The sequence below is a fragment of the Paraconexibacter antarcticus genome (genome assembly GCF_024220175.1).
In the GTDB taxonomy this organism is placed as follows: Bacteria; Actinomycetota; Thermoleophilia; order Solirubrobacterales; family Solirubrobacteraceae; genus Paraconexibacter; species Paraconexibacter antarcticus.
Map to the genome: position 1 here is coordinate 3,843,205 of NZ_CP098502.1, position 22,984 is coordinate 3,866,188.

A 22,984-nucleotide genomic window follows, 5' to 3' on the forward strand; every position below is an offset into this window, starting at 1 on the left:
CCGGGTCAGGCCCACTGGTCCCGCTCGTTGTCGTCGAAGGTGATGATGTCGAGGTCCTCCGGGCGTGGTAGCGGCCCGACCGACATCACCGCCGACAGCGCGGTGTCCCGGATCCAGCCGTCGGTCTCGACCGCGGCGGTCTCGGTGTCGAGCCCATCCGGGCGCTGCGGCGGGCCGCTCCCCCAGCTGTCGGTCTCGACCGACTTGGTCTCGATGTCGAGGTCCTCCGGGCGCGGGGACGGGCCGCCGGCCCAGCTGTCCCTCTCGTCGGACCTCGTGATCGTGTCCAGGTCCTCCGGTCCCGCCACCCAGCCGTCCTGCTCGACGGAGCGGGTCTCGATGTCCAGGTCGTCCGGGCGGGTCGGCGGGCCGACCGCCGTCCAGGAGTCCTGCTCGACCGACTCGGTGATGATCTCAAGGTCGTCGTGACCTCGCAGTAGAAGCCGAAACTCCCGGCGCTCGCGAACGCCCGGTCATACGTCCACGAGGAGCTCAGCGGCGTCACCGCGGCGGCGTCACCGTCGAAGCGCAGGTTGTGCGTGCCGTCGTTGCTGTTGGAGAAGTGCACCGTGTCCCCGGCAGTGACGGTGACGGTGCTCGGGTTCCAGCTATTGGAACTCGTCGCACGAACCGTCGGCGTGGACGCGAGCGCCGGCAGCACCGCACAGGCAAAACCGAGAACCGCAAAGGCCGGAAGCGCGAGCCAGGCACGAGCGCGAACCGCGGCGCCAGGACGAGATGACGACATACCCCCCACAACGGTCCCAGGCCCCCGGGGTTGGGACGAGTTCCCCGCTGAGGAGATGCGGTGGCGGCGCTCGGTCCCCGGGCGTCGCCACCACGGCTGGCGCTAGAAGGCGGCCACCCCGTTGGGGGTGCCCAGGCCCGTAGGCCCGTCGAAGCCGGAGATCGCGGTGCAGAGGTAGCTGCCGCCGCAGCTGCCGTTGCTGCCGGAGGCCACGTCGTACAGGGCGCTGGTGTGCGAGTAGGGGTAGGAGCCGCTGGTGACCGCGTTGCCCGCCAGTGCGTAGACGCCGGCGATGACCGGGGCGGCGACGCTCGTGCCGCCGAAGACGAGCCAGCCGCCCGAGCCGCGGAAGGAATCGTAGACCGCGACGCCCGTGTTCGGGTCGGCGACCGCCGAGACATCGGCGACCGTCCGCTTCGCGCAGCCGGTGTCGGTCTGCCAGGTCGGCTTGGCGATGTACGCCGAGCACCCGCTACCCGCACCCGACCACGCCGTCTCCGTCCAGCCGCGAGTGCTCGCCGCCTTCTTCAGCGACGTCCCGCCGACGGCGGTGACGTACAGCGAGGCGGCCGGAAACTCCACGCCGTACCCGTTGTCACCCGAGGACACCGTCACGGCGATGCCGGGGTGGTTGTAGTGGGACTGGTCGGTGACCTCGGAGGCGTACTCGCTGCCGCCGTAGCTGTTGGAGATCGTGAAGGCCCCGAGCGTCGCGGCGGTGTCGACCGCCGTGCTGAGGTTGGCGAAGCTGTTCGTCTTGGACTCGACCAACAGGATCTTGCAGTTCGGGCAGATCGCCGAGGCCATGTCCACGTCGAGCGAGATCTCCTGCGCCCACCCACCGTCGGCGCGGGGGTAGGAGCCCTGCACGCCGGTCTGGTTGACCTTCCTGAAGCAGCCGTTCGCGGTCGTGCACGGCGTCAGCCCGTACTGCGCGCGGTACACGCCGAGGTCCGACTCCGCGTTCGGGTCGTCGTAGGCGTCGACAATTGCGATCGTCCTCCCCGCCCCCGCCGTGCCCGAGGGCAGGACATAGGCGGACTGCAGGTCGGCCGGCCCGTAGCCCGCCGGCGTCGCGGTGACCAGCGGCGCGCCCGACCCGTCCGTGACGACCTGGGAGTCACAGTGCGCGAAGCCCGACGGCGCCCCGGGACAGACCGCCTTGTGCGCCACCCCCTGCGCAGACGGCGCCGCCCCCGCAGCCGATGACGACGCCAGGACGAGGAGGACGACAGAAACGGCAACCCGGCCGGTACGGCGAGCAGTGGAAAGCATGAAGACCTCAGGATGGAAGGCACGACACAAGCCCAGCGACCCAACACCGACAAGCTTCGGCAGGACCGTACCGCGCTTGAGCCATGCTGCGCCACCCGTTGGACGACAGTTGTCGCACGGTCACGAGCGGCTCCGCCGGCGCGGAGGTGCGGCACGCCGGACGGAGCCACTCATGTCCACCGCCGCCGACAGGCGAAGGGCCCCGCTCGCGGCGTCGGGGTTCCCGCCGCGTAGCGATGAGTGCATCCACGGGGCTGGCCGAGCGGGCGCGTGGCACGCGTGCTCGCTTGGGTCACCCCCGGATGTCAGCTGCCGGGCTTCCCGGTCGGGTGCGACGGCGGGGTCGGCGGGGTCGGGCGGTCGTCGTGCATGGTGCGCGCGTCGGTGCGGGCGTGGGTGACGATGCTCGTCACGAAGCTGCGGATCGAGGCGGGCATGCGGTCGGAGAAGCGGCTGAGGATGTCCGCCAGCGTGCCGTGTTCGGCGCTTACCGCGTCGTAGGCCTTGGTCAGACCGGGCTTGGCCGCGTCGGGCGTGGACGCCGATCCGAGCAGCTCCTTGAGCTTGTCGGCGGCCGTGGTCTGGCCGGCGACGTCGGTCTTGACCGCGGTGGCGAGCGTCTGCTTGTTGGCCGGCGTCACGGCGTCGCTGACCAGCGCCTTGGCGTCGGCGGTGATCTCGCCGGAGCGATCGGTGGAGAGTGCCTGGACGGCGTGCGCGAGTCCGGCCTGCGCCTGCGCAGGCGCCGTGAGCGCGACGGCGGTGAGGACGGCGATCGCCTTGTCGCGGCCCGTGGTGTCCGTCAGGGCGGCTTGGGCGACCTGGCTCTGCACCGTGCCGTGCGTGCGGGGCAGCAGCGTGGCGAGCTTGACGATGTTGGTGTCCTGCTGCTCGGCGACGGCGGCCTGCGCGTCGGCCGCGAGGGCGCGGGCGGCGGGGGTGCTCGCGGCGTGGCGGGCCTGGGCGGCGGCCGAGCGGGCCAGGCCCATCTCCTTGCGGCTGGTCGTGAACGCCTTGGTGCCGCGGGTCACATCACCGCCCTTGAACAGGCTCAGCGCGTGGATAAGCGCGCTGTCGGCCTTGGCGGTATGACTCGTCGCGGCGTCGACGCCGGTCTGCACATCGGCGGCCAACGCCCCGGCGGGGACCACGAGCGCCGCGGCTGCCGCGACGCATATGAGAGATGACTTGCGCATCTTCACTCCTTGGTGTGGGACTGCAGGTGGACCCTTCTCACCCGGTGCAACACCGCGACGCCGACAAGGTTGGAACGATCGCCCCTGCTGAGCGGCCGATTCCCCGCTCGACGAGGTCCCGGAAGGGTCCTGACCTTTCGGCAGCCGGTGGTGTGGCCGCTGACCTCCAACGCGTCGCCGATTTGCTCCCACGACGTCGACTTCGCGTGCTCCGCGGCTACTGCGAGCACCAGCATCTCCTCGGCCTGGGAGACCAGCCGCGTCGTCTCCTCCACAAGCTCGCCGCCGCGGCCGTAGCCGTCCGCGTAGAGCAGGTCAGCGCCCGCCCCATCTTCGCGCGCGGTCCCGGTCAGCCAGCTGGCGGCACTGGTGGCCTCACCCGGGTCCAGGATGTTCAAATGGCCGCGGCCGCGGCCGAGCGTGATGACCTGCCCGCCGAGGGCCTTGATGAGGTCGACGTAGTCGGGCTTCAGATCCCCCAGGACGAGGGGCATGACGCCGTAGCCGGTCAGGCCAAGGGCCATCCGGCGAATGACGGTCGACTTGCCAAGCCCCGGCTTGCCGAGCATGGACAGGCTGGGGTTGCTGATCAGATTCGCGCGCTGAAACCGCGCACGTTTCAACCCTGCTCGCGCCCAGTCAGCGATAGCTGAGTGTCAAGCGGGGTTGCGCGCGACGGGCCGGCTATGCCGCGGTAGTTGGCTGGTGAAGGCCAGCCAACACGGATGTTGAGCACCGCGAGGAAGCGACGGGTCCAGAGCATCGTGGCGATGCCGGCAGTGACCGCGAGGGTGTGCTCTGCCTCGGCGATCGTGCTGTCGCCCACGATCGCCACGCCGGTGTAGGCGGTCGCGAGCAGCAGCAACGTCGCCCAGGTCCGCGGCCGCGGCCGGACCGTGAGGACGAGGTCGGTGGCGAGCATCGCGAGGATCGTGATCCACACGCACGAGATCCCGAAGTCGGGATTGACGTACGCGTGATGCAGGCGCGACCCGGTTTCCCAGAGGATCCCCGTGCCGGCATAGGCGGTGAGGGTCGACCCGACGTGCCCGAGCAGCAGCGCCGACCACAGCGCGCCCGCCCCGTGCCGAAACAGCAGCGCCCAGATCAGAACGACGGCGACCACCAGCTGCAGACCCTGCACGCGGTCGAGCACCAAGGCGCTGCTGAACAGGGTCCACACCCTGCCGTGGTAGACGAGGCTCGGGCTGGTCGCCCATCGATGGGCGAGGTCGGCGCCGGTGACCGCGCGAATGCCGGCTACGAGCACGATGGCCGGAATGTACCCGAGCGCCAACCACCGACCAGCGTTCTGCCCCAACGCCACCCGGCTTGCCCAAGACGTTCGCTCATGTGCAAAGCACAGCTTCGCAGCAGTCCGAGCCGCCGCCCCCATCGCGCAGGTGCGTGCCACGTTCGGTTCGCGCCCGCTGATTAGCGCGGAGCGCGGATTCGGAAGGTGCCGATGATCTGAGCGGTCTTCGCCGCCGTCACCCGACCCAGCAGCCGGCCGTTGACCGCGTCGCAGAAGCGCGGCAGCGGGCCGCGCAGCCGCCAGCGCGCGCGGCGGCCGCCGGGCAGGGTGCGGCCGGGTTCGCCCATGACCGATTTCGGCTTGCATTGGATCTCGACCGAATACAGGTCAGTCGTGGGCGGGGTGAAGTAGAGCGTTAGTCCGTTGACTTGCACCGGGACGTGCAGCGCCGCAGGCGGTCGCGGGGGCGTTGTCGGCGCGCCTGCGCGGGGCTGGGGCTTGGGGAAGCCGGGCGGAGGCGAGCAGGCCGCCGGGGCCGCGACCGGCTGGTCCGCGCTGAAGGGGCACGTCACTCCGTCCCGGTAGTAGGCGGTGCGGACGTAGCCCTGATGGCGGGTCCACGGGCCGACGAGCACGACGAGGAACGCTCCGCTCTCCTTGGCCGACGGCTTGGCGACATGGGTGGTGCCGTGGTCGGTGATGGTGACCTTCGTTGCCTGAGCGCCCATGAAGCCGTAGACCACCGACCGCAGATCAGCGGTCGGGCAAAGGGGGATGTTCTGCGCCGCGCGTTTCTGGAAGCGCGCGATCACGCGCCGCTGGATGCGCGCGATCTTGTACTCGTGGCGGTGCAGCTGCAGCGCCAGCGCGTCCTTCAACGACGCGACTGTGCTCATCCGCGCGCTGCGGTCCTGTGGCGTCTCGCAGCCGCCGACGCCTTTGATGCCCGATCCCGAGTAGCCGCTTGCGGTCTGCGCGTTGCTGCCGCCCTCCATGAACAGCAGACCTTTCGGCGACAGTCCGCCGCAGCCGTCGGCCTGTAGCGGCAGCGGGTGGAAGCGATGGTCGTTGCCGAAGACGCCGTCCTGGCCGACAACCCCGAGTCAGCCGGCGACGACGCGGCCGACCTGGACGCAGGCGATCCCTTTCTTGGTCTGATACATCCGGATTCCCCACGGCGGCCCGCCGTCGGGGTCGGCCGCGCGCACGGACAGCAGCCGCACGCTGCCCGGCACGATGCTGCCGAGCACCGACTGCCCTCCGGCAGGCAGACGCGGAACGGGCTGGCCGGTGCCGATGAGCTGCGTCGCGGCCACCGCGCCGCCCGCGGCGACGGCGACGCCGATGCCGAGTAGCGGCGCGATCCGCAGCCCGAAGCGTCGGCGCGACCGGCGCGTGTGCGCGACCCGTTCGACTTCGGCGCCCAGCTCGCCCAGCACCGGGACGTCGGCGAATTCGTCGTGCCAGCTCATGTGCTCAGCTCCGGGTCGTGTTCCAGGACGGCGGCCAGCGCCCGCAGCCCGCGCGACACCCGCGCCCGCGCCGCCTGCGCGCTGATCCCCAGCGCGATCGCGACCTCGTCATAGGAGCGCTCCTCGACCACCCGCAACTCGACCGCTGCGCGCTGCTCTTCGGGCAGCGAGGCCATCTGCGCAGCGACCCTGGCCCTCGCGTCGTCGCTGCCGGTCAGCGCGAGAAGACGCTCGACGTCGGTGTCAGTGAGCACCGGGCGCTGCATCCCCAGCCGGGTCAGCGCACGCCGCTCGACCGAACCGTCGCGGTACCAGTGACGCAGCAGGTTACGGGCGATGCCGAACAGCCACGCCCCAGCGTCCTCGTTTCGGCCGTTGAACCTGCGCCGGTCGCGAATCGCGATCGCGAACGTCTCCGCGACGAGATCCATCGCCACCTCAGGGTCGTGTGTGCGGCGCACGAGGAACGTCGCCAGGCGACGCGCGTGCAGACGGTAGAGCTGAGTGATGTCGTCGGGCGACAGAGGCACGTGTACGGTAGTGTCGCTGGCCGAAATTCTGTGACAGGACGCTGCCGCAGGAGCGAGCGTCTCGGCTATGGCCCGACAGGCTCTCCCGGCAGGTTGGAGTTGCGTTCGCGGATCGGGGTGCGGTTGAGCGCACGGGCGGCTTCCCCTGGCCAACCGCCGGGGCGCTGCGCGTCGAGATGCTCGCAGGCCTCGTCGTCGCGCTCGCGCTGATCCCCGAAGCAATCTCGTTCTCGATCATCGCCGGCGTCGACCCCAAGCTCGGCCTCTACGGCTCGTTCACGATGGCCGTGACGGCCGAAGGCGGCCGGTGCCGCATTGCGGGCTCACGGGTTCATTCCGGATCGCGCCCGTTCGGGTGATGTAGCCCGTGTCCCCGGTGACGACGCCGTTGTCGATGATGTCGGCGTTGAGCGTCGGCAGGTAGAGCGCCGCGATCGTGCTGACGAACTCCAGGGCGACGACCACGACGATCCGCCTGCGGTACCGACCCAGATGCTCTTTGAGCAGGCGAATCAGCACAAATGGACCGTACGACCACGGCCGCCCGCGACCATCCGTACTACCGACCAGCCATTGGCGATAGCGGGTAGCGCCATCAACGGCGCGGAATTCAACGCTTAGTGTTTGTCGCCACTGACGCCGAGCGGTGACGTCGGGACGCGCGGCACAGGATCGGCGGAGCATCGGCGACCGGTCATCGAGCTTCTGGACGCCTTGGTTGGTTCGCACGGGGCGGCGCAGCAGCTCTTCTGGGTTGTGGATCTGTTGTCGAAGCGCGCAGGCGTCGAAGTGCCCGTCCGGATCATCAATGTGGTCCGTGGGCTCCGGCCAGCGGGCCCTTGGCAGGCCCGCAGCCGCTGTCGCGGCCCCTCTTCCGGCTCGTCGGCACGCCGCTGGTCGGCAGGGACACGCGCGATGTCATCACGAACGTGGAGCAGCTCGAGCAGCGCGGTTATGTCGGTGTTCGTTGAGGGAGCGCGTGCGTGGCGAGTTGGCGGGCGAACTCTTCGGCGCGGTTGAGCTGGTCGCGCAGGTGCTCGCAGCGGGCGGCGGCGTCCGCGGCGAATGCGTCGATGCGGGCTCGGGCGGTCTCGCGGACGGCGGGGTCCGGGGCCTCCAGCTCGTCTCGCGCGGCGAGCAGCTCGCACATCTGCGCGACGGTGAAACCGAGGGGTTTCATCTGCTTGATCAGCAGCAGGCGGTGGACCTGTTCGTCTGTGTAGAGCCGGAAGCCACCGTCGGTGCGCCCGGCAGGGGCGAACAGCCCCTGCTCTTCGTAGTAGCGGACGGTGCGCAGGGAGAGGCCGACGCGTTCGGCGACTTCGCCGATGTGCAGTGTTGGCTGCGGCGGGGACTTGGGCATCAGTGGGCAGCCGCCATCTGGCCAGACAGTGTCTGGTGCAGGTCGGCGCTGTGGTCGTTCAGGCCGGTGATCTGCACGTCGGTGCCGTAGCGCGCGTAGTGCGTCTCGATGGCGTCCAAGGCCGCGACGGCCGAGGCGTCCCAGACGTGCGCGCCAGAGAAGTCGATGATCACGCGGGCTGGGTCATCGGGGTAGTCGAAAGCGTCGATCAGCTCCTGGTCGGAGGCGAAGAACAGTTCGCCGGTGACCGAGTAGAACGCGGTTGACCCGTCAGGGTCAAGAACCCGCTGCACGTCGACGAGATGCGCGACCTTGCGGGCAAAGGTCGCCATCGCGGTCAGGACACCCGCGGCGACGCCGATCGCGAGGTTGCTGGTGGCGACGGTGCCGGCCACGGTGACGGCCATGATCAGCGTCTCCGAGCGGGGCATTCGCTTGAGGGTCGCGGGCTTGATCGAGTGCCAATCGAAGGTGGAGACCGAGACCAGGATCATCACGGCGACCAAGGCGGCCATCGGGATCACGGCGACCACGGGGCCGAGGCCGACGATGAGGATCAGCAGGAACAGGCCGGCGCAGAACGTCGAGATCCGGGTCCGGGCGCCGCTGACGCTGACGTTGATCATCGTCTGGCCGATCATCGCGCAGCCGGGCATGCCGCCGAAGAAGCCGGTGACGATATTCGCGATGCCCTGGCCGCGGGCCTCACGGTCCTTGTCCGAGCGCGTCTCGGTGATGTCGTCCACCAGCCGCGCGGTCATCAGCGACTCCAGCAGGCCGACCGCGGCCAGCGTGATCGAGTACGGCAGCACGATGGTGAGGGTCTGGAGGGTAAAGGGCACCGACGGTATCCCGAGGATCGGGAGCGCACTGGGCAGCTCGCCCTCATCGCCGACGTTCGGGACGTGGATGCCACCGGCCACAACCACGACCGTGAGCAGGGCAATGGCCACGAGCGGCGCCGGGATCGACGGGACCGTGCGCGGGAGGGTGTAGATGACGGCCAGGCCGGCGAGGATCAGCCCGACGCCGACGAGCCCGCCGTCACGGATGTACGGGACCTGGGCGATGAAGATGAGGATCGCCAGGGCGTTGACAAAGCCGGTCATCACCGATCGCGGCACGAAGCGCATCAGCCGCGGCACGCGCAGCACACCCAGCCCGACCTGGATGACGCCGGCCAGGATTCCAGCAACGAGCAGATACTCCACGCCGTGATCCTTGACAAGGCTCACGACGACAAGGGCCATCGCACCGGTCGCGGCGGAGATCATCGCCGGGCGGCCGCCCGCAATCGCGATCGTCACCGCCATCGTGAATGAGGCGTACAGACCGACCTTCGGGTCCACCCCGGCGATCAACGAGAACGAGATCGCCTCAGGGATCAACGCCAACGCGACAACCAGACCGGCAAGAAGCTCCACGCGCAGCACATCACGCGCAGGAAAGGCGGGGCGGCGCACGGCGCGCGCCCCAGACAGCAAGTTCATGAGGAAGTTCGTTTCTTTCAGAGAAGCCGCAGCGAATCTGCGACACGGGATGACGGGCGCTGCGAACGAGCGGAACGTGCGATGCGGAACAAGCAACGTTCCGGGACACGAGCCATCGTCTGTGCACCGACCTTCACCCAACCCTACACCAACGTAAGAGTTGGTTACGCCGGTTGCCGGTTGTGATGCCGCTCATGGCTCGTCGGTCACTGGAACACCTGCTGACGTCGCAACACGCGTCTTGACCAGGCCCTCACGCCAGCGCCATAACAGTGGGGCTACGATCGTCAGAAGCGGGATCCATCGTCGATTCGAGAAGGTCGTGAGAGATGGCCAACGTTGGCCCCATGGAACTGATCATCGTGCTGGTGATCGCGCTGCTGGTGCTTGGCCCCAAGAAGTTGCCCGAGGTTGGGCGCTCGGTTGGAAAGGGCATGCGCGAGTTCAAGGACGCCCTCTCTGGCGAGCACGATGATGACGACTCCCAAGTGAAACCGGGTCCGACCGGCGTGACGGCCGAGGCTGGTGCGTCGAACCCTGAGCGCACGGAGTTCGAGTCGGATTGACCGAGACGGGCGCCGGCGGTTCGCTCGTCCGCGACGGCGAGAAGGCCAGCCAGCGGCGGCGCCAGGTCGGATCTTTGACGATACGTTGTGGGTGGGTGTCCGCCGCTTCCAAAACCGGTCACGCAGGGTCTGCATCGTTCGATCCGCTCGCGGGGGAGGGCGTGCCCGCGTGGGCGCTTCCGGCCGCGGGATGGCTGCTGCTGCTCCTCGTGACGGTTGCGGTGGTGTGCGGCACGGTGGTCGCCGTGTTCGGCGCCTTTCCTGGGGATGCCGCGACGCGCGACGAGGTCCGCGAGCAGGCGCTTGGCCCGTTGGTCCTGGCTCCCGCGCACGCGCTCGACTGGGTTGGGTCGCCTGTCGCGGCGCTGGTGCTCACCGTGCTCGTGGCGGCTTGGGCCTGGCTGGCGTTGGGCTGGCGGTACGCGTTGCTCGTGGCTGGCGTGCTGGGTGCAAACGTCGTGACTCTGCTGCTCAAGGGGATCGTGGGTCGCGCACGCCCCGCGACGGACGGGCTGCTGGATCCGAGCTTTCCCAGCGGGCACACGACGTTCGCGGCCTCCGTGATCGGGGCTGCCGCGCTCATTGCCGTGCAGCAACGTCACTGGCGTACGGCAGCCGCCTTTGGTGTCGTGATCGCGGCGATGGGCCCGTCGCGAGTGCTCCTGGGCGTTCACTGGGCCAGCGATGTCGTGGCCGGGTACGCGATCGGCGCTGCCTGGCTGCTCGGGGTAGTGCTCGTCGGACTGCCCCGGACAAGACGCCCGTGCTCGGCGCCAAGCCGGTGATTGGCGCGCGCGGCTCGTCCCGTGATCAGCAGGCGCCGGCGAAGGCGTCGGCGAGCAGCGGTTCGTCGTCGACACCCAGCAGGAAGAGCACATCGCCGGCGCGCAGCGTGAGGTCGGGCCGCGGCGGGACGGCGTGCGCGTCGCGCACGACGAGGGTCACCCAGGCTCGATTGCCGAGCGGGAGGTCTTCCAAGCGGCGACCGTCGGCCGATGAGCCCGCCTCGACGGTGATCTCCACGCGGTCGCGCGGCGGTTCGGCGAGCTTGACCGACAGCTCCCACGGCAGCTCCGGTTGCAGTTGCATCGGGATGCGTAGACGGGCCGCGACGGTCGGAACGAGCCCACCCTGGATGACCACCGATGCCAGGACGACGACGAACACGACGTCGTAGATGCGCTGGCTGTCGGGAACGTGGCCGAGCACGGCGAACGCCGCCAGCAGGATCGGGACCGCACCCTTGAGCCCGCTCCATGCGATGAACGCCTTCTCGGGGCGGCTGAGCGCAGAGCGGGCGAGGGTGAGCATGACGACGAGCGGCCGCACCAGCACCGCCATCACGAGGAAGACGAGCAGGCCGCCAAGCCAGTCCTCACCGGTGATCCCTCCGATGTCGATTGTCAGGCCGAGTGCGAGGAACACCGCGACCTCCGCGAGGCTGGCGAGGCTGACGGTGAAGCGGTCGATCTCCCCGGCGTAGGGCAGGCGCGCGTCGCCGAGCAGCAGCCCGGCGACGAACACGGCCGAGAACCCTGACCCGCCGGCCATCGAGGTCACCCCGTACAGCAGGCCCGCCGAGGCCAGCGCGAACACCGGATACAACCCCGAGTCACCCAGGCGAAGGCGGCCCAGCGCTTCGATCAGCAGCTTGCCGCCGATGAGCCCGAGCGCGCCGCCGATCCCCATCGCGAGCGCGAACTCCTGGAGCACCACCAGCATCGAGGTGCCCGGATGCGTCGCGACCTCCACCAGGCCCAGCAGCAGTGCGATCCCGGCGGGGTCGTTGATGCCGGCCTCGCCTTCGAGCACCGTGCCCGAGCGTCCGCCGACCTCTCGCCGACCGAGTACCGAGAACATCACGGCGGGGTCGGTTGGTGCCAGCGCCGCGCCGAGCACGCCGGCCACCGCCCAGTCCAGCCCGAGCAGGACCTTCGCGGCGACCGCAAGCGCTCCGGCCGTCGCGAACGTCCCGAGCAGGCCGATCGCGCTGACGTCGCCCAGCGATTGCCGCAAGCGGTGCGCGCCGATGTCGCGCCCGCCGTTGAACAGGATCACGATCAGCGCGATCACCGCGACCCGCTCGACGGTGATGATGCCGACGTCCGCGCTCAGCGACGGGATCACGTCTGAGGCGATCGCGGCACCGGCCAGGAACAGTGCGGGCGCGGGGATCGGTAGCCGCCCCGTCAGCGATGTGACGAGGATTGCGAGGACGAGCCCGGCGACGACGAGCGTCAGCGGTCCGGCGAAGTCGGTGATTTCAGGCAGCATCGGAAGTGGTGCCGACCAGTCTTCCCGGCGCGCCTTCCTCGACCCTAGCGACTCTCGCGCGTGGCCAGCCATCGCCCACCAGCATCACCCGAGCAGTCGGGACGCGAGGTGCTCGACGTGACGGCGTCCACGCTGGCCGTCTTCGAGTTGCCTGCAGCTGCGTGAGCCGCTGCCACAGCCGGCGCAGCGAGCAACCGCTGGACAACGGCGACGAACGTCGTGCTGCCTCGTCATCCCAAAGGAGACGCGGAGTTGTCGCGGCGACGATCGGGCCGCAACAGGGGCGTCCCCGCGGCGCTCAAAAAGCGCGTGTTGCCCCATCCGTTGCCCCATGAACGCCAATGCGCCAAATAGCGTCATTACGACGCATTTCTAACGCCGTAAGGTCCGCCGGCAGAATAGTGCCGTTTTGCAGGCCTTCTTAAGCACGAAAACCCCCTGGCGAGAGGGGGTTTCCGTAGTAGCGGGGGCAGGATTCGAACCTGCGACCTTCGGGTTATGAGCCCGACGAGCTACCGGACTGCTCCACCCCGCGACGGACTGTGAAGAATAGCACCAGGAGCGCCGCGGTGCGGCGCGCCGGGGGTCACTTCAGCCGCTTCGCCATCCAGCTCAGGGCGCTCTTGAGGCCCGCCTTCACGACCTTGCCGTGGGTGACGCCGGGGAGGACCCTGCTGTCGACCTTCGCCCCCTTCGCGCGGAGCTCGTCGACGAGCTGGGCGTTGAAGGACGGGAACACGGTCGTATCGGCGCTGCCCTGCTCGACGAGCACGGGCGTGCGCAGCTTCAGGTTCTCCGGATCGTCGGTCCTGTCGATCGCGGCGACGAGCGGATCGAGCGGGACATCGGCCTTCAGGATGTCCTTCGGGGCCAGGCCGCCGAAGGAGCTCGCGGCCCCGAGCTCGGGCTGGCAGAGCGTGTCCACCTGCGGGTAGAGCGCGAGGGCGGCAGGGCTGAGGAGCGAAGGGACGTCGACGCCGACGCCGGCGACGTCGATGCCGCGCAGGATGGAGGCGGCGAGGGCCGACAGGCCGCCGCCGGGCGAGCCGAGCGCGCGGATGAGCGCGGCCTGCTCGGAGAGGTGCGACGCGGGGGCGAACGCGACCGTGCCGGCGACCTTCAGCTCAGGGGTCCACGTGCGCGCGATCGAGGTCGCCCAGAGCGCCGCGTGGCCGCCCTGCGAGTGGCCGGCGACGATGACCCGCCGGCCGATGGCCGGGTTCACCTTCCGCGCGGCGCGGACCATGTCCATGACCGACCGCCCCTCCGAGCGCCCGACGAGGTACGGGTGCACCCCGGGCGTCCCGAGCCCCTCGTAGTCGGTCCGGACGACCGCATAGCCGCGGGCGAGGAGCGCCTTCAGCTGGGGGTAGACGTAGTTCGTGTAGTCGGCGACCTTCCCGCTCGCCGGGCTCCGCGTCGGCGCGCACGCGTCGGCGATCCCCGTCGTGCCGTGCGCCCAGGTGACGACCGGCCAGCCACCCTTGGGTGCCTTCCCGCGCGGGACGGTGACGCTTCCGGAGACGGCGACGGCCTTCCCGGTGACCCCGATCGAGCGGTAGAGGACGAGCGTCGCGCGCCCCGCGCCCTTGAGCGCGTCGGCGCCGGTCTGGCGCCGCTCCCAGATGACGCCGCCGTGCGAGCTCCCGTGAAGCGACCCGGCGGGCGGCGTGTAGAAGCTGACGCCGGACGGACCGGTGCGGAGCTTCGGGACGGTGGTGGCGGCGGTGGCGGACGTGGCGGCGACCCCGGCGAGGGAGAGCGACGCGACGGCCACCGCGCGGACAACGCGGAGACGATGCATGCGATCGACCCTAGCCGCCCGCCATGACGAAAACGGCCGGCGCCGGGTCTCCCCCTTCGTCGAGAGGGACGCCCTGGCGCCGGCCGGACCTGCGGCGGTGGTCTCGCTACACCGCCGCGAGCTTGAAGCGACCGACCAGCGACTCGAGCACCTCGGCCCGCTCCGCGAGCTCCTGGGCCGACACCGCGATCTCCTGGGCGGAGGCGGTCGTCTGCTGGGTAGACGCGGACACCTGCTGGGCGGACGCGGAGGACTCCTCGGCGACCGAGGCGACGTCGACCATGTCCGTCTGGACCTGCTGCGAGGAGTCGGCGATCTGGGCGATGGCGCCGGCGATCTGCGCGACCTTCTCGTTCATGTCGTCGACCGACTGCCCGATGAGCAGGAAGCTCTCGCGGGCCTGCTCGACCGTCGCGGCGCCCTCCTCGGTGCGGGACGCACCGGAGGACACGGCCTCGGTCGCGCGGCGGGTCTCACCCTGGATCTCCCCGATGAGCGACCCGATCGAGCGGGCGGCCTGCTGGGACTCCTCGGCGAGCTTGCGGACCTCCTCGGCGACGACGGCGAAGCCGCGCCCCTGCTCCCCGGCCCGCGCTGCCTCGATCGCGGCGTTGAGGGCGAGGAGGTTCGTCTGCTCGGCGATGTTCGTGATCGTCTCGACGATGCCGCCGATCTGCTCGCTCTTCTTCGCCAGGTCGCCCATGACGCCGCTGACGGCGTTGGAGGACTCGCGGACGCCGACCATGGCGGCGGTCGCCTGCTCGACGGCCTTCGCACCCTCGGTCGCGACCTCGCGGGCGCTGGACGCGGCGCGGGTCGCCTCCTCGGCGGACTCGGCGGACGCGCGGGTGGCGGTCGCCATCTCCTCGGTCATCCGCTGCGCGGACTCGACGGTGCGCACCTGACGCTCCGCGCCGTGGGCGACGTCGCTGACCGCGTGGGCGATCTCGCCGATCGCGCGGCCGGCCTCGTCGCTCGAGCGGGCCATGTTCTGGCTCGCGGTCGACAGCTGCGACGCCATGACGGCCACCTGGCCGACGAGGTCGCCGAGCTTCGCGGTCATCTCGGCGAACGCGTTGCCGAGCGTGTCGTCCTCGCTCTTGGAGCGGATCTCGACGCTGAGGTCACCGGCGGCGACGACCTCGACGGTCGAGGCGACGGACGCGAGGTCCTCGCGCATGACCTCGTACGCCTCGAGCGACGTCTGGGCGCGGCCCAGCATGCCGTTGAAGATGACGGCGAGCTCGCCCGGGTTTCGGCCCTCCTCGGTCTCGACCGGGGTCGTGACGGGCTTGACCTCGATGGTCAGGTCGCCACGGCTGCTCATCGCCTCGAGGCCGAGCTGGAGGTTCGTCAGGCAGTTGGAGTTCAGCGAGTTCAGGCGCGGGACGAGCTGGTCCAGGCAGGACTGGTCGCCGAGCGCGGCGCGGAAGTCCTCGCGGGTCGCGTTGTACGCCTCGAGCGAGGTCTGCGCGCGGCCGAGCATGCCGTTGAAGAGGTCGGCCAGGTGCCCGGCGGACGCACCCTCGCGAGCGACGATCGGCTTCGTGGCGGGCTGCACGTCAACGGTGAGGTCGCCCTCCGCCATCGCGCCGAGGCCCTTCTCGAGGTTCGTCAGGCAGACGCTGTTCAGCGACGCCATCCGCTCGCCGAGCTGCGCGAGGCACGACTGGTCGCCGAGCGCGGAACGCAGGTCCTCGCGGGTCGCGTTGTAGGCCTCGAGGGAGGTCTGCGCGCGACCGAGCATGCCGTTGAAGATGTCGCCGAGCTCGCCCAGCGACGTGCCGGGCGCCGCGCTCAGCGGGGAGGTGACGGGCGTGACCTCGATGGTGAGGTCGCCGTGCTCCATCGCCGTCAGGCCGTTCTGGAGGTTCGTCAGGCAGTTGTCGTTCAGCGAGTTCAGGCGCTGGCGCAGCTCGTGCAGGCAGGACTGGTCGCCGAGGGCGGAGCGCAGGTCCTCGCGCATCTCGTTGTAGGCGTTCAGCGCGGTCTGCGCACGACCGAGCATCGAGTTGAACTGGTCGACGAGGCCCTGGACCTGCGGGTCCGCGCTCGCGGAGGCGATCGGCTTCGTCGTCGGCTCGGCGGACAGGGTGAGGTCGCCGGCGGTCATCCCGGTCAGCCCCCGCTCGAGGGCGGCCAGGCAGTTGTTGTCCAGCGCGGCGAGACGCTCGGAGAGCTCGGCGACAACAGGGTCGTGCGAGGGCTTGCGGGTGAACAGCGGCATGGAATCCCTTCTCATGATTTGGCCCGGAGGTGACACTCGGGGTTCTCGACCATCGGGCGCGGAGATTGAGCGGCGAGCGGCCCGATAGCCTCGGCGAGCCCCGTGGCCCGCGTCCTCGTCACCCGCCCGCTCCCCTTCCCCGCGCTCGACCGGCTGGCCGCCGCCGGCCACGACGTGCACGTGCGCGGTGGCGCCCTGCCGCCGTCCCCCGCGGAGCTCCGCGCGCTCGCCGCCGGCGCCGACGGGATCCTGAGCCTCCTCACCGACCGCGTCGACCGCGAGCTCCTCGTCGCCGCCCCGCGGCTGCGCGTCGTCGCGAACTTCGCGGTCGGCTGCGACAACATCGACCTCGCCGCCTGCGCCGAGCGCGGCGTCGCGGTCGGCGTCACGCCCGACGTCCTCACCGAGGCGACCGCGGACCTCGCCTTCGCGCTGCTCCTCGCCGCCGCCCGCCGGCTCGCGGAGGGCGAGCGCGCGGTCCGGGAGGGGGACTGGCGCACCTGGGAGCCGGCGGGCTGGCTCGGCGCCGACGTCCACGGCCGCACGCTCGTGATCGCCGGGGCCGGGCGGATCGGCGCCGCGGTCGCGCGGCGCGCCGCCGGCTTCGACATGCGCGTGATCACCGTCGGCCGGACCGGCGACCTGCACGCCGCCCTCGCCGAGGCCGACTTCATCAGCCTCCACACCCCGCTCACGCCCGCGACGCGGCACCTCGTGGACGCCGCCGCCCTCGCCGCCTGCCGGCCCGGGGCGATCCTCGTCAACACCGCGCGCGGCGGCGTCGTCGACCAGGTCGCGCTCGCCGACGCGCTCCGCTCCGGTCACCTCGCCGCCGCGGCGCTCGACGTCACCGACCCCGAGCCGCTGCCGCCGGACGACCCGCTCCTGTCCGCTCCGAACCTCCTCGTCGTCCCCCACATCGGCTCGGCGACCCGCGGCGCCCGCGAGCGCATGGCCACGCTCGCCGTCGGCAACCTCCTCGCCGGGCTCGCCGGCTCGCCCCTCCCCCACCCGGCCTGACGCCCCCGGCCCGCGACGGCCCGGCCCCGCCCACTACGGTCTGCCCATGCGCGTGAGCGTCGTCGACATCGGGACCAACTCCACGCGGCTGCTCATCGCGGACGTGATGCCCGACGGGCGCGTCACCGAGCTCGCGCGCGAGTCGACCGTCACCCGCCTCGGGCAGGGCGTCGACACGAGCGGGGTGCTCGCCCCCGAGGCGATGGACCGCGTCTTCGCGACCCTCGACCGCTACCGCGAGCGGATCGACGTCCTCCAGGCGGGCGACGCCACGATCGCCGTGCTGACGAGCGCGGTCCGCGACGCGGCGAACGGCCCCGGGTTCGCCGAGCGCGTCCGCGCGGAGTACGGCCTCGACGCCCGGACGCTGAGCGGCGACGAGGAGGCGCAGCTGACCTTCCTCGGGGCGACCGCCGCGCGCGCCTCCGGCGAGCCCGCCCCCGTCGTCGTCATCGACATCGGCGGCGGCTCGACGGAGTTCGTCGTCGGTGCCCGCGGCGCGGTGTCGTTCCACGTCTCCACGCAGGCCGGGGTGGTCCGCCAGAGCGAGCGCCACATCCACCACGACCCGCCGCACCACGACGAGCTCATCGCCACCGCCGAGGACGTCCGCGCGATCTTCGCCGCCGCCTTCCCGCCCGCCGTCCGGGACGGCGTGGCCGCCGGCGTCGCCGTCGCGGGCACCGCGACCTCGTGCGCGGCGATCCTCCTCGAGCTCGTTCCCTACGACCCCGAGCGGGTGCACGGGTTCCGCCTCGGCCTCCCCCAGTGCGAGGAGCTCCTCGCGCGGCTCGCGCAGATGGACGAGGACGAGCGTCGCCGCGTCCCGGGCCTGCACCCCGACCGGGCGTCGGTCATCGTCCCCGGGGTCGTCATGCTCGTCGAGGCGATGCGGCTCCTCGGGCTCGACGACGTGGAGGTCTCCGAGCACGACATCCTCCGCGGCGCCGCCCTGAGACTCGCGCGGGTCGGCTGACCGGCCGATCCTCATCACTTGTTCGCGCGGCCGTGGACGGGTGTCCGATTGTGGGGGTGGCGGCCCGGCCCGATACTCCTGTTGTCGGGAGCGAAGGCGCGGAACTGAAAGGTTCCCACTGGAGACCCCGGCACACATAGTCCGGGCGTAGCCGCTTGAACTCGGCGCCTCCCGCCGCCCGGCCACCTAATCGGCCCTGCATGGCACGTACCCCTGCCCGTCCTGACGGGGCCAAGTTTGGAAGCCGCCTTCGGGCGGCTTCCAGTCTTTCGGGTCGGTGCGCCGGGCGCTATGCGGCCGGCGGCGCCGGGGCCTCGCGCGGCGGGCGCTCGTCCTCGGGGATGAAGCGCACGCCGGCGACGACGAAGCGCCACATCTCCTCGGTGAGCGTCGCCTGGGCGGGGCGGCGCTTGCGGGTCAGCGCCTCGGCGATCACGACGCGGAAGGCGCCCATGAGCATCGCGCCGATCATGCGCGCGTCGAGGTCGGCGGGGATCTCCCCCTCGCGCTGGCCCCGCTGGACCGAGCGGGCCGCGTCGTCGACGAGCTTCGCGATGAAGCGCGCCTCGACCGCGGCGACGTCGCCCTCGCGGGCGAGCAGCGTGAGGACGATCGGCGCGAGCGGCTCGCGGTAGTAGAAGGCGACGGAGCGCTCGGTGCGGCGGCGCTCGCGGGCGGCCCAGTCCAGCGCGCGGTCGTCGCCCTCGGAGATCTCGGTGATCGAGCGGTCGTAGAAGTCGGTGACGACGGTCGCGACGAGCCCGGCCTTCGAGCCGAAGTAGCGGTAGAGCAGCCCGACCGAGACGTCCGCGCGCGCCGCGACCGAGGCGACCTCGAGCGCGCCGTCGCGCTCGAGGAGCTCCTCGACGGCCGCCTCCAGGAGGCGGGCGCGGGTCGCTTCGCCGCGGCGGGTGAGGGTCTGGTCGCTCATGCGCGAGCGACCATACCTGAAATGAGTTCAGCTAGCGGGGGTCGGCGCCCGCGCCGGAGGCGTCACCCGCGCCGGTGAGCACCGCGCGCTCGTCCGGCGAGATCTCCTTCGCCCCGCGCGTCTCCCGGTCCCAGCGCACGAGGATCGTGCTGCCGGTCGCGGCGAGCGTCCCGTCGGGCAGGAGGAGGTCGTTCTCGAGCGTCAGCGACTTGCTGCCGACGCGGCCGACCCGGACGACGACCTCGACCTCGCCGTCCTCCTTGCGGACCTCGTGCCGGTAGTCGAGCTCGACGCGGGCGAGGACGTAGCTGACCGACTCCTCGTCCGGCAGCGGCAGGGCGGCGAGCAGCCCGTCCCGCGCGTCCTCCATGAGCACGTGGTAGACGGCCTGGTTCAGGTGTCCGAGGCGGTCCATGTCCCGCCAGCGGAGCTGCATCGTCATCCGGAACTCGTGCGTGCTCATTCGGCGCGGGACACTACCGGCCGGTCGCCCGCGTCCGGCTCCGGCGGCACGGCGGCCGCGATCGCGGCGTACAGCCTCACGCGCTCGGTCTTCCCCTTCAGCTCGACCGTCGGACGCTCCTCGAGCGGGCCGTGGTCGCGGCGCAGCAGGCAGCGCGTCGCCTCGGTGAGGAGGACGTCGTCGCCGGTGATCCGCGTCACCGCCTCGACCCGTGAGGCGGTGTTCACGGGGTCCCCGATGACGGTGAACTCGACCCGGCCGCCGCCGCCCATCGTCCCCGCGACGACCGGGCCCGAGTTGATCCCCATGCCGACGCGCAGGTCCGTCGCGAACCGCTCCCGCACCCGCGCCACGACCTCGACGCCGGCGGCCACGGCACGGTCGGCGTGGTCCTCGAGCGGGGCGGGCGCGCCGAAGACGGCGAGCAGGCCGTCGCCCACGAACTTGTTCGCGTGCCCGCCGTGCCGGGCGATGACCGGGACGACGGTCCCGTAGAAGTCGTTCAGCAGCCGGACGACCTCGTTCGCGCTCGCCCGCTCCGCGAACGCCGTGAAGTCGCGGATGTCGACGAACAGGACGGTGACCTCGACCTCCTCGCCGCCGAGGTCGGTCCCCTCGGTGAGGACGCGCTCGGCGAGCTGCGGGTCGACGTACGCGCCGAACGCCTCCCGCAGCCGCTCGCGCTCCTGCAGCCCGGCGACCATCGAGTTGAACGAGGTGGCGAGCGCCCCCGTCTCGTCGCTGCTCAGGACGGGGACGCGGACGCCGAGGTCGCCGGCGGCGACCGCGTCGGTCCCCTTGCGCAGCTCGCGCAGCGGCTGGAGGATCGAGTTCGCCAGCAGCAGCGTGAGCTCGAGCGAGATCGTGAAGGCGACGGCGATCGCCACCGCGACGCCGAAGCCGAGGTCGTCGATCGACCGGTGCCCGCCCGCGGACACGGCCGACACGACGACGCCGCTGATGATGTTGATCGAGGGCAGCGCGACGAGGAGCCGGAGCCGCAGCGAGATCGTCGTCCGGCCCGGGTCCGCCTCGGGGCCGACGTCCGCGGCGACCGCCTCGAGCACCGGCCGCGTGATGATCTCCATCGCGAAGAAGCGCAGGAGCGCGCCGTAGAGGAGCACGATCGCCGCGGCCGCGGCGATCGTGAAGAAGGACGGGAAGAACGGCAGCTCGAGCCGCCAGACCGCGAAGGCGGAGACGGGCGCGATCGTCAGCGGCAGGGCCGGCACCACGCGGACGCGGACGAACTGCAGCGGCAGGCCGGCGAGCGCTCGCCACGCCGCTTCGGCGGCCTGCGGCGAGTGGTCTCCGTCCATCCAGGGGTCCGCGGGCCGCAGGAGGCGGCTGACGACCGTGCACGAGACGAGGTTGTCGAGGACCGCGACGGCCTCCGCGACGAGCAGCAACTCGACGAAGGTGTGCGTCGACGCGTGGACGAAGAGCTGCAGGAGGCCCGCCCCGCCCGCGACGACGAGGTGCGCGCCCTGCATCTGGACGCACAGGACGACCCGGACGTAGCGGCGCCCGAACTTCGCGTAGAGCCAGCGCATGGGGCCGCCGAGCATCCGACCAGTGTGACGGCCCCGCGGGGCGCGCGCCAGCGGATCGCGGCCCGCCGTCCGGGCGCGGCGGGTCAGCCGGCGAGCGTCGGTCCGGACGTGCCGGAAGGCGGGCCGCCCAGCCGCGGACCCTGCGTCCCGCGCGCGGCGGTCGCCGCCTCGAGCACGCGGGTCTCGCCGCAGAAGAGCGTCCGGCGGACCCGCAGCACGGGCAGCCGGTCGGCGCCGAGGGTCACGAGCCGGCGGCCGGCCTGGGCCATCGGGGCGTCGAGCGAGCGGGCCACCGCGGCGCGGCGGCAGGCGCTGCGCGAGAGGCTCGCCGCGCTCGCGGCCTCGGCGAGGACATCGGGGTCGTCGAGATCGAACCCGCCGCAGAACGCGAGCCGTGTCGCGGCGAGGACGAACGCCGGCCCGCGGCCCTCGGCGACCGCGTACGCGGCGACGCGCATCGCCGCCGGGAGCGCGGACGGCATCGGGTCGGGCCACACGAGCGGCAGGTGCAGCGCCTCGGCCCGGGCCTCGGCCTCGTCCTTCAGCCGGACGGCGGTCAGGGCGTCGGTCCCGCGCAGGCCGCCGGGCAGCCCGTCGGCGACGGTCGGCGTCCAGCGCACCTCGCTGATGAGCCGCTCGACGCGCTCGGCCGCGAGGTAGGTGAACGGCGAGGCGAGATCGAAGAAGAACGTGACGGGCAGCCTCGCCTGACGCTGCCGCATCGCGGGCGCAGTCCGTACTGTCCGTTCCCGGAGCCTTCCTGACAGCTGAATCACTTCACCCATTGAGCCGCTCCCCGAGACATGCGTCCCGCCCACTCGGGATCGCATTCCGTGTCGTGTCGGACAGCATCACAGGATCCGTGGAGAAAAACCACGCTTTTCGACCTAAATGACGCAGGGAATGCGTCAGATGACGCATCCGAGGGAATGGACGGGTGTTTGATGTTGTCGCCTCCAACCGCGGCGAACGACAGCAGCCCTCGATACAGTAGATCGGCTCTCTACCCCCACCCCGAAGCAACGAAGGAGCACCCCATCCCCGCCCCCCCGCCCCCCAAGCGACACCCCTATGACCAGTGGGCGCCGGACGCCCGCGCCCTCGACCTTGTCGGGGACAAGTGGACCCTGCTCATCGTGCGTGATCTCGTCGGCGGTCCCCGCCGTTTCGTCGAGCTCCAGCGCACGCTGCCCGGCATCTCCACCGAGCAACTCCGCTCGCGTCTGAACCGCATGGTCGCCGACGGCCTGCTGACCCGCCAGCGCTACCGCGAGGTCCCGCCGCGGGTCGACTACGAGCTCACCGCACGGGCTCGCGACCTCCTGCCCGTCATCGGCGCGCTCGCGCGCTGGGGCTACCAGTGGACCTGGAGCGACCCGCGCTCCGGCGAGGCCGTCGACATCGGCGCGATCTTCCGGTCGCTCCCCGGCCTGGAGGCCCCGAAGGGCTTCCGCGGCGTCGTGCAGCTCATCGTCTCCCGCGAGACCGACGACGACCGCGTCTACCTCGTGACCGGCAAGAAGGGCGCCGTCACCGTCGAGGAGGCGTCCGCCGATTCCCCCGCCGCGACGGTCCGCGGCAGCGAGGCCGCGTGGATCGACGCGCTCGGCCCCGAGGCCAGCCGCACGGGACTGAAGATCACCGGCGAGCAGGCCATCGCGGCCGCGCTCCTGGACGGGCTGTCGGCGCCGGCCGCGCGCGAGGCCGCCGTCGCCTAGCCGCTCCGGGCCCCCGCAGACGACGACGTTCCACGGCCCGCCTTCCGGCGGGCCGTCGTCGTCATGCGCACGGTGGCCCCGGGGTTGAGCGCATCGCCGGCGGGGCATGCCTGTTCGAATGCA

General features: G+C 71.4%; 21 protein-coding genes, 1 tRNA gene and 3 pseudogenes. 6 read left to right on the forward strand and 19 right to left on the reverse strand.

Annotated features, from left to right (window positions below; genetic code table 11):
- Window positions 1-5: 5 nt before the first annotated feature.
- The 8 genes and pseudogenes from NBH00_RS18750 to NBH00_RS18785 form a co-directional block, all read right to left on the reverse strand.
- Complete coding sequence (locus NBH00_RS18750) at window positions 6-308, reverse strand: hypothetical protein (RefSeq protein WP_254570103.1); 303 nt, start codon at window positions 306-308, stop codon at window positions 6-8.
- Window positions 309-850: 542 nt separating this feature from the next.
- On the reverse strand, window positions 851-2,023 hold the full coding sequence (locus NBH00_RS18755; RefSeq protein WP_367401267.1) for a S53 family peptidase: 1,173 nt from the start codon (window positions 2,021-2,023) through the stop codon (window positions 851-853).
- Between the two features lie 305 nt (window positions 2,024-2,328).
- Window positions 2,329-3,219: a hypothetical protein gene (locus NBH00_RS18760; RefSeq protein WP_254570105.1), complete on the reverse strand. Its 891-nt coding sequence runs from the start codon at window positions 3,217-3,219 to the stop codon at window positions 2,329-2,331.
- Between the two features lie 334 nt (window positions 3,220-3,553).
- Window positions 3,554-3,827: pseudogene (locus NBH00_RS25620) on the reverse strand (ATP/GTP-binding protein); the annotation flags it as partial.
- Window positions 3,828-3,838: 11 nt separating this feature from the next.
- On the reverse strand, window positions 3,839-4,516 hold the full coding sequence (locus NBH00_RS18770) for a hypothetical protein (protein WP_254570107.1): 678 nt from the start codon (window positions 4,514-4,516) through the stop codon (window positions 3,839-3,841).
- A gap of 137 nt (window positions 4,517-4,653) precedes the next feature.
- Entirely contained in the window at window positions 4,654-5,469 is an 816-nt protein-coding gene (locus tag NBH00_RS18775; protein WP_254570108.1) for a hypothetical protein, read from the reverse strand.
- A 108-nt stretch (window positions 5,470-5,577) separates the two neighbouring features.
- A complete protein-coding gene (locus NBH00_RS18780) occupies window positions 5,578-5,946 on the reverse strand; it encodes a hypothetical protein (protein ID WP_254570109.1) in 369 nt (122 codons plus the stop codon).
- Entirely contained in the window at window positions 5,943-6,476 is a 534-nt protein-coding gene (locus NBH00_RS18785; protein WP_254570110.1) for an RNA polymerase sigma factor, read from the reverse strand. Before NBH00_RS18785 ends, NBH00_RS18780 begins: the two co-directional genes overlap by 4 nt.
- Before the next feature lie 41 nt (window positions 6,477-6,517).
- Between NBH00_RS18785 and NBH00_RS25710 the strand changes: the two are divergent.
- Window positions 6,518-6,784, forward strand: a pseudogene (locus tag NBH00_RS25710) (SulP family inorganic anion transporter); the annotation flags it as partial.
- A 31-nt stretch (window positions 6,785-6,815) separates the two neighbouring features.
- Here NBH00_RS25710 and NBH00_RS18795 read toward each other — a convergent pair.
- From NBH00_RS18795 to NBH00_RS18805, 3 genes and pseudogenes are all read right to left on the reverse strand, one after another.
- Window positions 6,816-6,995 (reverse strand): annotated as a pseudogene (locus NBH00_RS18795) (ABC transporter ATP-binding protein); the annotation flags it as partial.
- Between the two features lie 433 nt (window positions 6,996-7,428).
- Window positions 7,429-7,839, reverse strand: coding sequence for a MerR family transcriptional regulator (locus NBH00_RS18800; RefSeq protein ID WP_254570111.1), 411 nt, complete (start codon window positions 7,837-7,839; stop codon window positions 7,429-7,431).
- On the reverse strand, window positions 7,839-9,329 hold the full coding sequence (locus NBH00_RS18805) for a SulP family inorganic anion transporter (RefSeq protein WP_254570112.1): 1,491 nt from the start codon (window positions 9,327-9,329) through the stop codon (window positions 7,839-7,841). The genes NBH00_RS18800 and NBH00_RS18805 overlap by 1 nt, the downstream gene beginning before the upstream one ends.
- Before the next feature lie 329 nt (window positions 9,330-9,658).
- On the opposite strand from NBH00_RS18805, the gene NBH00_RS18810 reads away from it, so the two are divergent.
- Window positions 9,659-9,895: a Sec-independent protein translocase subunit TatA/TatB gene (locus tag NBH00_RS18810; protein WP_302182654.1), complete on the forward strand. Its 237-nt coding sequence runs from the start codon at window positions 9,659-9,661 to the stop codon at window positions 9,893-9,895.
- A gap of 95 nt (window positions 9,896-9,990) precedes the next feature.
- Entirely contained in the window at window positions 9,991-10,680 is a 690-nt protein-coding gene (locus NBH00_RS18815) for a phosphatase PAP2 family protein (protein WP_254570114.1), read from the forward strand.
- Between the two features lie 25 nt (window positions 10,681-10,705).
- Here the strand turns inward: NBH00_RS18815 and NBH00_RS18820 are convergent, their stop codons facing one another.
- From NBH00_RS18820 to NBH00_RS18835, 4 genes are all read right to left on the reverse strand, one after another.
- Complete coding sequence (locus tag NBH00_RS18820; protein ID WP_254570115.1) at window positions 10,706-12,169, reverse strand: cation:proton antiporter domain-containing protein; 1,464 nt, start codon at window positions 12,167-12,169, stop codon at window positions 10,706-10,708.
- Window positions 12,170-12,630: 461 nt separating this feature from the next.
- Window positions 12,631-12,704, reverse strand: a tRNA-Met gene (locus NBH00_RS18825).
- Window positions 12,705-12,755: 51 nt separating this feature from the next.
- Window positions 12,756-13,973, reverse strand: coding sequence for an alpha/beta hydrolase (locus NBH00_RS18830; protein WP_254570116.1), 1,218 nt, complete (start codon window positions 13,971-13,973; stop codon window positions 12,756-12,758).
- Between the two features lie 106 nt (window positions 13,974-14,079).
- Entirely contained in the window at window positions 14,080-16,200 is a 2,121-nt protein-coding gene (locus tag NBH00_RS18835; protein WP_254570117.1) for a methyl-accepting chemotaxis protein, read from the reverse strand.
- Window positions 16,201-16,302: 102 nt separating this feature from the next.
- On the opposite strand from NBH00_RS18835, the gene NBH00_RS18840 reads away from it, so the two are divergent.
- Together NBH00_RS18840 and NBH00_RS18845 are read left to right on the forward strand one after the other, a co-directional pair.
- On the forward strand, window positions 16,303-17,220 hold the full coding sequence (locus NBH00_RS18840; protein ID WP_254570118.1) for an NAD(P)-dependent oxidoreductase: 918 nt from the start codon (window positions 16,303-16,305) through the stop codon (window positions 17,218-17,220).
- Between the two features lie 46 nt (window positions 17,221-17,266).
- Window positions 17,267-18,196, forward strand: coding sequence for a Ppx/GppA phosphatase family protein (locus tag NBH00_RS18845; protein WP_254570119.1), 930 nt, complete (start codon window positions 17,267-17,269; stop codon window positions 18,194-18,196).
- A gap of 289 nt (window positions 18,197-18,485) precedes the next feature.
- On the opposite strand, the gene NBH00_RS18850 is transcribed toward NBH00_RS18845, so the two are convergent.
- The 4 genes from NBH00_RS18850 to NBH00_RS18865 form a co-directional block, all read right to left on the reverse strand.
- Window positions 18,486-19,127 (reverse strand): TetR/AcrR family transcriptional regulator, encoded by a 642-nt coding sequence (locus NBH00_RS18850; protein ID WP_254570120.1) that lies wholly within the window; start codon window positions 19,125-19,127, stop codon window positions 18,486-18,488.
- A gap of 31 nt (window positions 19,128-19,158) precedes the next feature.
- Window positions 19,159-19,590: an acyl-CoA thioesterase gene (locus NBH00_RS18855; protein WP_254570121.1), complete on the reverse strand. Its 432-nt coding sequence runs from the start codon at window positions 19,588-19,590 to the stop codon at window positions 19,159-19,161.
- Window positions 19,587-21,158, reverse strand: coding sequence for an adenylate/guanylate cyclase domain-containing protein (locus tag NBH00_RS18860; RefSeq protein WP_254570122.1), 1,572 nt, complete (start codon window positions 21,156-21,158; stop codon window positions 19,587-19,589). Before NBH00_RS18860 ends, NBH00_RS18855 begins: the two co-directional genes overlap by 4 nt.
- Before the next feature lie 68 nt (window positions 21,159-21,226).
- On the reverse strand, window positions 21,227-21,865 hold the full coding sequence (locus NBH00_RS18865; protein WP_254570123.1) for a DsbA family protein: 639 nt from the start codon (window positions 21,863-21,865) through the stop codon (window positions 21,227-21,229).
- 222 nt (window positions 21,866-22,087) lie between these two features.
- Between NBH00_RS18865 and NBH00_RS18870 the strand changes: the two genes are divergently transcribed.
- Complete coding sequence (locus NBH00_RS18870) at window positions 22,088-22,861, forward strand: winged helix-turn-helix transcriptional regulator (protein ID WP_302182758.1); 774 nt, start codon at window positions 22,088-22,090, stop codon at window positions 22,859-22,861.
- Window positions 22,862-22,984 lie beyond the last annotated feature (123 nt).